This window comes from Streptomyces sp. SID3343 (assembly GCF_009865215.1).
Taxonomy (GTDB): Bacteria; Actinomycetota; Actinomycetes; order Streptomycetales; family Streptomycetaceae; genus Embleya.
Genome location: NZ_WWJX01000997.1, coordinates 1 through 8,452 on the forward strand (window position 1 = coordinate 1; position 8,452 = coordinate 8,452).

General features: G+C 70.6%; 8 protein-coding genes. 2 read left to right on the plus strand and 6 right to left on the minus strand.

Features of this window, described 5'->3' with window-relative positions:
* Positions 1-313: 313 nt before the first annotated feature.
* The 6 genes from GT354_RS31280 to GT354_RS31305 all read right to left on the minus strand — a co-directional run bounded on the left by GT354_RS31280 (position 314) and on the right by GT354_RS31305 (position 5,977).
* Positions 314-1,129 carry a hypothetical protein gene (locus tag GT354_RS31280; protein WP_161359745.1) on the minus strand — a complete coding sequence of 272 codons (816 nt, stop codon included), beginning with the start codon at positions 1,127-1,129 and terminating at the stop codon, positions 314-316.
* A gap of 397 nt (positions 1,130-1,526) precedes the next feature.
* Complete coding sequence (locus GT354_RS31285) at positions 1,527-2,210, minus strand: FadR/GntR family transcriptional regulator (RefSeq protein ID WP_161359746.1); 684 nt, start codon at positions 2,208-2,210, stop codon at positions 1,527-1,529.
* A 110-nt stretch (positions 2,211-2,320) separates the two neighbouring features.
* On the minus strand, positions 2,321-3,529 hold the full coding sequence (locus GT354_RS31290; RefSeq protein WP_161359747.1) for an MFS transporter: 1,209 nt from the start codon (positions 3,527-3,529) through the stop codon (positions 2,321-2,323).
* Between the two features lie 384 nt (positions 3,530-3,913).
* Complete coding sequence (locus GT354_RS31295) at positions 3,914-4,288, minus strand: PRC-barrel domain-containing protein (protein WP_161359752.1); 375 nt, start codon at positions 4,286-4,288, stop codon at positions 3,914-3,916.
* Between the two features lie 309 nt (positions 4,289-4,597).
* Entirely contained in the window at positions 4,598-5,200 is a 603-nt protein-coding gene (locus GT354_RS31300; protein WP_161359748.1) for a TetR/AcrR family transcriptional regulator, read from the minus strand.
* Positions 5,201-5,209: 9 nt separating this feature from the next.
* The gene (locus tag GT354_RS31305) at positions 5,210-5,977 is read right to left on the minus strand and encodes a creatininase family protein (protein ID WP_202512518.1); all 768 of its coding nucleotides are present in this window, start codon (positions 5,975-5,977) and stop codon (positions 5,210-5,212) included.
* 168 nt (positions 5,978-6,145) lie between these two features.
* On the opposite strand from GT354_RS31305, the gene GT354_RS31310 reads away from it, so the two are divergent.
* Entirely contained in the window at positions 6,146-7,327 is a 1,182-nt protein-coding gene (locus GT354_RS31310) for an LLM class flavin-dependent oxidoreductase (RefSeq protein ID WP_161359750.1), read from the plus strand.
* Complete coding sequence (locus GT354_RS31315) at positions 7,324-8,148, plus strand: enoyl-CoA hydratase/isomerase family protein (protein WP_161359751.1); 825 nt, start codon at positions 7,324-7,326, stop codon at positions 8,146-8,148. The genes GT354_RS31310 and GT354_RS31315 overlap by 4 nt, the downstream gene beginning before the upstream one ends.
* The last annotated feature ends 304 nt before the right edge of the window (positions 8,149-8,452 follow it).

The window sequence follows — 8,452 nt, forward strand, 5'->3', positions numbered from 1 at the left end:
GCACGACCGGCGCACCGGCGAGGCCCGGACCGGAGGCCGCGTCACCCCCTCGCGCGGCCGTGACGAACGACCCCACGAAAGCCCCCCGCCCCGGAACCGCGCCGCAAGCGCACCCCGCACCCGCACGCGACCACCGCCATGCCCGACACCGTGAAACGGTTCGACCGCGACGTTTCGAACGCTGCCGTGCCCGTGCCCGTGCCCGGCTGCGGCTACGCCGCCAACGGCCGCCGACGCCCAGGGCCGCACTTCACGACAGGGGAGCCGGGCGCACGACGGGCGCTACGCGCAGGTCGGGCACTACCGGTCACGGTCATGGGGCGAGGGCCGCGGCAGGCCAGGGCACGGTGGCGTCGGCGGAGGGTGTGTCGACGTCGACGGGGACGTCGAAACGGGTCCATTCGACGACTGCTCCGGGGACGAGTTGTCCGGCCTCGGTGTGCGGCGGGATCGTCAGCAGGGTGGGGAGGGCGCGTACTCCGCGCGCGGGAACGTGGAAGACGCCGCCCCCGGTGGCCGCCGGCGCGTCGAGGAGAATCTCGTCGAAGGTGCCGGGGTCGTCCGCCCGGGGCTGGGCGTGTTCGGGGCCGGCGGCGATCAGGCGGGCGAGGCGGGGCAGGTCCCCCAGGACGGCGACGGTGTCCAGTTGGCCGGTGGGTTGTTGCTCCGGGGGCACCTCGACGAAGGAACCCACGACGGCCTCCACGGCCGCCGGCTTGTCGCGAAACCCGTCCTGGGTCTGCCAGAAGCCCCGGTCGCCTTTGACGTACAGCCCTCGTGCGGTCCTGCGGAACTCTGCGTGCCCCGAGCGGAAATCCGTCTCCCCGCGATACACACCCTCGTGTCGAAGGTCGACGTCGATCGTGACCCGCGCGGATGCGAGCTCGGCCGGAACATCGCCGGTGGCCCGCGAGACCAGGCGTACCGAACGTGTCTGCCGGGCCTGGGTGTCCAGCCGGCGCAGCAACGCGAGACGTGCCAAGTCCTTGTTGTCGCGTTCCTCCGCTTCCGCGCGAGTCGACCCGTCGCCCGAGACCTCCAGTGTGGCGTAACCCCCGCCGCCCGCAAGACCGGCCGCGACGACGACCGCGAGCACCCAAGGCCATCTCTTCGCCCCTGTTCGTCCCATCACGCGCCCTCGTTCCCCACCCGCAGGTGCCTCGGCCTCGGCCCCACCGACCGAACCCGCGCACCAATGATCATGGAACCGAACCGACGCCGCCACCACGTTTGCCCGCCGGCCCCGGTATGCCCTCAACTGCCCAACCCGGGGCGGTGCCTGCGGAGTTCGACGAGGAGGGGCCCGACGTGCGAGGTCACCCGCCGAGCGGAGCACCGGGCTCGACGCGCCGGCCTGACGGCGCCGAGCCCTGTCGAGGCCCGCTGGGCGGGGCGCTCGGGAGGTGCGGTCGTGGCGGGCCGCCGCCTTGGCCTTCGCGTGTTCCGTCTCGGCCGTCGAGGTCGCCCGGATCTGCTCGTCCTCGTAACCGCTCGTCCTCGTAACCTCGTTGGGTCATCTCGCCCGGTCAGGGGTGTTCGGAGCGGAGTTGGGTGAGGGTGTGTTCGACGTTGCGCCGGGTGGCTTCGATGGCGGCCTGCGGGTTGCCGTCCTCGATGGCCTGGACCAGGGCGCTGTGGGCGTCGGGTTTGTGGTCGTCGGGGCTCGGGCCCCCGTCGGCCACCATCTCCGTGGAGGCGTCGCGGACGGCGTCGAGGAACGTGGTGAACAGGTCGGTGAGTACCGGATTGTGTGCCGCGGTGACCACGGCGCGGTGGAAGTCCAGGTCCGCGTCCACCAGTTCGGCCCCGTCGCGGGACTCCTCGCGGGCAGCCAAGGCGCCGCGCAGGGCGATGATGTCGGCGCGGGTCCGGCGTAGCGCCGCCAGTCGACCGGCCTCGACCTCCAAGGCCACGCGCACCTCGTAGACATCGGCGAGTTCGGCTCGGCGCAACTGCCGGTCGAAATCGGTGACCGGGGCGGTCGAGGCGACGAACGTGCCGAGGCCCTGGCGCGAGTGGAGCTGCCCGGCGGCGATCAGCGCCCGGACCGCCTCGCGGGAGGTCGAGCGGCCGACCCCGAGCAACCGGCTGAGTTCGACCTCGCCGGGCAGTCGGCTGCCCACCGGCCACTCGCCGCCCTCGACCAGGCGGCGCAGCTCCGCGACGGCCTGCTCCACCAGTGAGGTACGTCGTACCGCTCGAACCGTCACGCCCGCGCTCCGTTTCCGCCTGACTGCGTCCCACCTGCTCAGGTCATCGGACAGGTTACGGCCGGGGGCGGGGTCGGTGGGTGGCCGCCCCCGCCCCCGGCCGATCGGTGCTACACGGACGCCGGCTCCCGGGTCGACGTCGGCGACCGGTCGGCGGGCAGGGCCCGGTCCCGCAGCCGCAGTCCGGCGACCACGGCGATGGTGAACACGGCCAGGCCGACCCCGAGCGCGGTACGCAACCCTTGGGCATCGGCCAACCGGCCGAACAGCGGCGAGGCCAGCCCGCCGACGGACATGGCCAGGCCGAGGGTGAGGCCGCTCGCGGTGCCGGGCCGGGTGGGGAGGTAGTCCTGAGCCAGCGTCACCTGCGGGGCGAAGGGCAGGAACAGCGCGATCCCGCACACCACCACGGCGATCTCGGCCGACCGAAAGGTCGGCGCGAACACGACCGCGGCCAGGGCCGGCAGGCCGAGGAGGTATCCGGTACGCACCGGCATCGTGCGCCCGTAATGGTCGCCCAACCAGCCGCCCAGCAGTGTGCCGGCCGCTCCGCCGAGGGTGAACGAGGTCAGCGCCACGGCGCCGGCGCCGGAGGAGGCGTGCAGGTCGCGCTGCACGTGCAGGGAGAGCAGCGAGACGACGGTGACGTAGGGGATGGACCACCCCACCGTCGCGGTGACCAGGGTGGCGAACGCCCGCCAGTCGTCAACGAGTTCGGGTCCGCCGGAGCCCTTGCCGCCGGCTGCCGTCAGGGGTTGCGCCGGGGTGTGGCCGCGGCTGCGCAGCCAGGGGCCGCGGACCGTCCACAACAGGGCCATCACCACGGCCGGTACGGCCAACAGGTAGGCGCCGGACAGCCCGAGCGAACCGACCACCAGGGTCACCAGGGCCGGGGCGAGCGAGGCGCCGAGGGTGCCGCCGACCGAGAACAGGCTCATCGCGCGCTGTGACCGTCCGCCCGCCGCGCGGGCCTGGTTGGTGGCGGCCGGGTGGTAGGCGGCGATACCGATTCCGGCTACGGCCACGCAGAGCCAGGTGAGCAGGTAGCTGTCGGCGACTCCGGCAGCGGCGATCCCGCCGGCCGCGGTGAGGAAGCCCGCCGGGGCCAGCCAGTCGCGGGCGGCGCGGTCGACCAGCATGCCGAAGACGGGCTGGACCACGCTGGACAGGCCGGTCGCGGCGAGGGCGATGCCGGAGACGGCGGAGTAGCTGTAACCGCGCTCGGACATCAGGAACGGCAGCAGGGCCGGGACGGCGCCCTGGTAAAGGTCGTTGACGACATGACTGCCGGTCAGGAAGGCCAGTTGTCCCTTCTTCACCGGCCCTCCCCAGCGGGACGCGCGGGCGTCGGCAGGGGCGCCGGTAGCGGTATCGGGCTCGATGTGGGGTGGGACGGCATCACGGCTCCAGGCACTCGCAGGTTCTCATGTTCTCAGGTTCTCAGGTCCTCTGAGGAGTGAACTCAAGCAGAAATCGACCATCGAGGCAAGGCTCACCCGGCTTCCGTGCACCCGGGTGGCGAATCCGCCGCCCGTCGGTCGGTGGACTCGTGGCCCGGGACGGAAGCCGCGCGCTCTGCCCGGCCGGCACATCCCGATCCCGATCGCGCACGCGAGCCGCGCTCCCTCCGGGAAGCGCGCACGCGAACGGCGCTCCCTCCGGCAAGCGGAAGGAGCGCCGTTGACTCGTGCTGCGCGTACGGACTACAGCGTGCCGGCGGGGCCGGTGCCGGGGGCCCCGGGGGGTGTGTTGTTGCCGTAGTAGTCGCCGGTCCGGGTGTGGTGATCCCGGTCGTCGAGGTGCTTGTCCTTGTCGAACTCGGGGGAGTTCTTGATCTGTTCCTTGGTGAGGGCGACGTGGACGACCTCGTTCTCGCTGTCCACCCGCGTGATCGTGCCCGCGGGCAGCAGGACGTGCTTGCCGAAGATCCACACGCCGGTGTCGACGACCAGATAGGACGCGTCGACCTCGTCGTTGTGCTTGTCGACCTTGCCGATGTGGCCGTCGCTCGCCTCGACCTTGTAGCCGGCCAGGCTCGTCCCCGCGGTGTAGCCGGACTCGGGGCGGTGTCCCCACATGTTGTCGCCGGTGCTCACAGGAACTCCTCATCCTCGGACGGACTCCGCAGCCCGGCAAAGCCGGTTGCCGCGTCGGGTGCCGTCGTGTCGACTGATTCGCCCCACGCCTGCCCCACGCTTCGCGCCCCACACCTGTCCCGTCCCCGTTCCGCACGCGACACCGCCATCGAGGGAGCCACGCAGCAGGTCACCGGAAACAAGACGCTGCCCCAGGGAGCACCACCGCAACGGGGCCGGGCCGGTGTCCCGACCGGTATCGGCGTCGATCTCATCCGCGGACCGATCGGTGTCGACCGGTTGCCCGTCGGGTCAGGCCGGGTCCGCCGGGATGAGCAGCGCGTTGATCGCGGCGGTGCGGATGGTCGTGGCCACCGTGTCGGGATCGAGGCCGCTGTTGAACTGGGGGACCGCGTTGATCATCGAGAAGACGGCATGGGTCAGGACGCGGGTCTGGGCGTCCGACAGGTCGGGCCGCAGCCGCGTGACCAGGCCGCTCCACTCCTCGGCGTACAGGCGCATCATCCGTCGCATGCGATGCCGTTCGCCTTCGGGGACGTTGTGTTCGTTCTTCAGGAACACCAGGGTCGAGGGCACGTTTTCGAGGGTGCGTCCGACGTGGTAGTCGATCATCGCCTCCAGTGCCTCGCGAGGATCCGTCACCTCGGCGGCGGTCTTGCGCGCGTTCGCCACCAGTTCGTTCAGCGGATCCTCGAGCACCGCGATGAGCAACGCCTGCTTGCTGGGGAAGTGCCGGTAGAGGGCGGGACCGGTCACACCGGCGCGCGCGCCGATCATCTCCGTGGTGACGGTGTCGAAGGGGCGCTCGTTGAACAGCTCTCCGGCGACCTTGATCAGCACCTGCCGACGGGTGGTGCGCGGAGATGCCGTACGGGGAGAAGGCGAGCTCGTCATGGGCTCAGCTTACGTGAGCGGCCGATAACGTGATGTTGCGTATTCCGCGAGCAGGTCGGCTACCGCGTCGAGGCAGGCAAAGCCCAGCTCGGAGGACATGCCGCGGGGGTCGCCGAGCACCCCGTCGGGGGCGATGGCCTTGATGCCGTCGGTGAATACGCGGGCGAGCAGTTCGTCGTCCATGGGTCCGGTGAAGCCCGCCGCGGCGCGGTCGTTGCGCACCGCGTCCGGCCGTACGGCCAGCATGATCGAGCTTTCGGCGATGTCGGCATGACCGCCGACGCGCCCGCCGAGGCCGGCGACGCGCTCGGCAGCGTCGCGCCAAGCCTGGAGGACCGCCGCCGAGTCCGCGAACGCGACGACGTCCAGGTCGCGGGGGAGCCGCGCGGCGAGCTTCGGCTCGATGCCGCCGAGCAACGGGTAGTTGCCGATATGCGCCGAGAAGATCAGCACCCGGCGGAAGCCGTGCGCGGCAAGACTCGCGCAGCAGTCGGCGCAGATCGCCTCAAGCGTCTCGGCCCGCAGCGAGAGCGTGCCGGCGAAGCCGAGGTGGTGCGCGGAACAGCCGAGCCGCACCGTCGGTAGCACGAGTGCGTCGCCGAGCCGCTCCGCGACGAGAACCCCAAGCCGGTCGGCGTGCTCGCTGTCGACCGACAGCGGCAGATGTGCGCCGTGCTGCTCCGTCGCACCCAGCGGCAGGACCGCCGTACGCATGCCGCCGGCGACGGCGCGTGCGATGTCGGGCGAGGTCAACTGCTCGATCCGCAACTCGCTCACGGGAATCACTCCTCTTGTCGTACCTGCTCGACTCGTACCACGGGGAGGGCATCCCATCCGCAGTCAAAGTTAATCCAAACTAACGCTTGCCGACCCGTGCGGAGCCTTGACCTGGCCTGAACTACGTCTTACGTTATCGCCCAATAACATTCGACGGAAGGGTCGGTAATGGACTTCATCCTCATGACCGAGGGGGACACTCCGGTCGGGCTCACGCACGAGCACCGCTACCGGGAACTGGTGGAAGAGGTGCTGCTCGCCGAGCGCGTCGGCTTCGATGCCTTCGGCAGTTCCGAGCAGCACGTCGCCATCGGTACCGCCTCGGTCTCCGCGCCGGAGGTGCTCTACCCGTACCTGATGGCGCTCACGAACCGGATCCGCTTCATCCACCTCGTGACGCTGCTGCCGACCCGGATCAACCACGCGCTGCGTGTCGCGGAACGCATCGCGACCGAGGACATCCTGTCCAACGGCCGCGTCGAACTCGGTACCGGACGCGGCAACACCACACTCGCGCTGCGGGCCTTCGAGGTCGACCCGTCGGAGAACAAGTCCCAGTGGCGAGAAGGCGTCGAACTGATCCGACGCGCCTTCCTGGACGACACGTTCTCGTTCGTGGGCGAGCACTACAAGATCCCGCCCCGCAGCCTGGTTCCACGACCCCTGCAGACGCCCTACCCGCCCATCTCGGCCGCCGCCGGCAGCCCGAGTTCGGTCGAGACCGCCGCCGAGATGGGCATCGGCGCCATCATGGGCGGCCTCTACCTCGGGTTCGACCTCGTCGAGAACATGGTGAAGCTCTACGACGAGACGCTCGCCGCCACCGACCACCCGGATCCGATCACTCCGCGCAAGATGGTCGTGATCAGCGGCGGTATGCACTGCGCCGAGACCACGGCACGCGCCCGTGCCGAGGCCAAGCCCCTGTTCGAGATGGCCAAGCTCTCGACCGGCGCCTACGACCGGCTGTCCAAGCTCTCGAAGGACTACGCCTACATGGGCGCGGTCAAGGACGTCGACTTCGACGACGAGGAGTACATGTTCGAGCGCTCGCAAGGCTTCATGGTCGGCGACCCGGCGCTGTGCATCGAACACGTGCGGCGATACGCGGACATGGGCGTCGACGCGCTCGTGCTGCGGGTCGACAGCCTGCCCCACGACCAACTGATGCGCTCGATCGAACTCTTCGGCAAGTACGTGATCCCGCACTTCAAGCACCCGCGCAACGTGGTGCGGTCCGCCGACGACGTACTCGCCGACATCCGGGCCGCGCGCCCGGCTCACGAAGAGGCGCTCAGCCGGTTCCGGTCCGAACAGCACCTCGCGGGTCACAAGGAGACAGTCCGATGAACGACCTCTACCGACACGGCACCGGCAACGTCCTCGTCGAGCGCCACGAGCACGGCGTCCTGCTGATCACGATCAACCGGCCCGCCCAGTACAACGCGCTCACCCTGCCGATGTTCGAGGAACTGAACCAGGTCTGGGCCGACGTCGAGCGCGACGACCAGACCCGGGTCGTCGTCGTCACCGGTGCCGGCAAGGCCTTCTGCACCGGAATGGACGTCGCGCTGCCCGATCCCACCCGCGAGGAAGCGCTCGCGATGCTGGAGACCGAACGCAAGCGGATCGCGACGGTCCTGCGCATCGAGAAGCCGATCATCTCCGCGATCAACGGCCCCGCAGTCGGCTACGGCCTGTCGACCGCGCTCCTGGCCGACATCAGCGTGGCCGCGGACGACGCGGTGCTGATGGAGGGCCACACCAAGGTCGGCGTGACCGCCGGCGACCACGCGGCACTCATCTGGCCGTTGCTGGTCGGCATGGCCAAGACCAAGTACTACGTGCTCACGTCGGAGCAGCTGACCGGTGCCGAGGCCGAGCGAATCGGGCTGGTGAGCCTGTCCGTTCCCCGCGAGCAGGTACTGCCCCGCGCCCTGGAGATAGCGTCCGGGCTCGCCCGCGGTCCCCAACAGGCGCTTCGCTTCACCAAGCGCGCGCTCAACGCCTGGCTCACCAATGCGCTGCCCCAACACGAGCTGTCCGGGGCGCTCGAAATCCTCGATTTCGGCGGTGCCGACTACGCCGAAGCCCGCCAGGCCTTCCGGGAGAAGCGCCCGGTGGACTTCCCCTCCGCCCGCATCGCCGACGCGCCGGCGAACCAGGCGTAGGCGCGTACTCGGTTGCGATCGATCCGCGCGGGCCCCGCTCCCGTGGCGGGCGTCCCGCGCCGACCCGCGTCATGCCCAACACGGGCGCAACCGACAAGCAAGGAAAGGGAGTTCAGCCAGCCGTGAATGCCGGGCGGCGGGCCGAACCCCAGCGCCCGCGGCTCGTTCCGCCACAACGGACGGCGCGGGCACGCGCACCCGTCGGCCGCGACATCGGGCGTCACCGGAAACGCGACACCGTCGAGCGCGCGAGCACGAGGACGAAGGCGGGGCCGGGCATCGCCACCGCCGCGACGAGACCCCG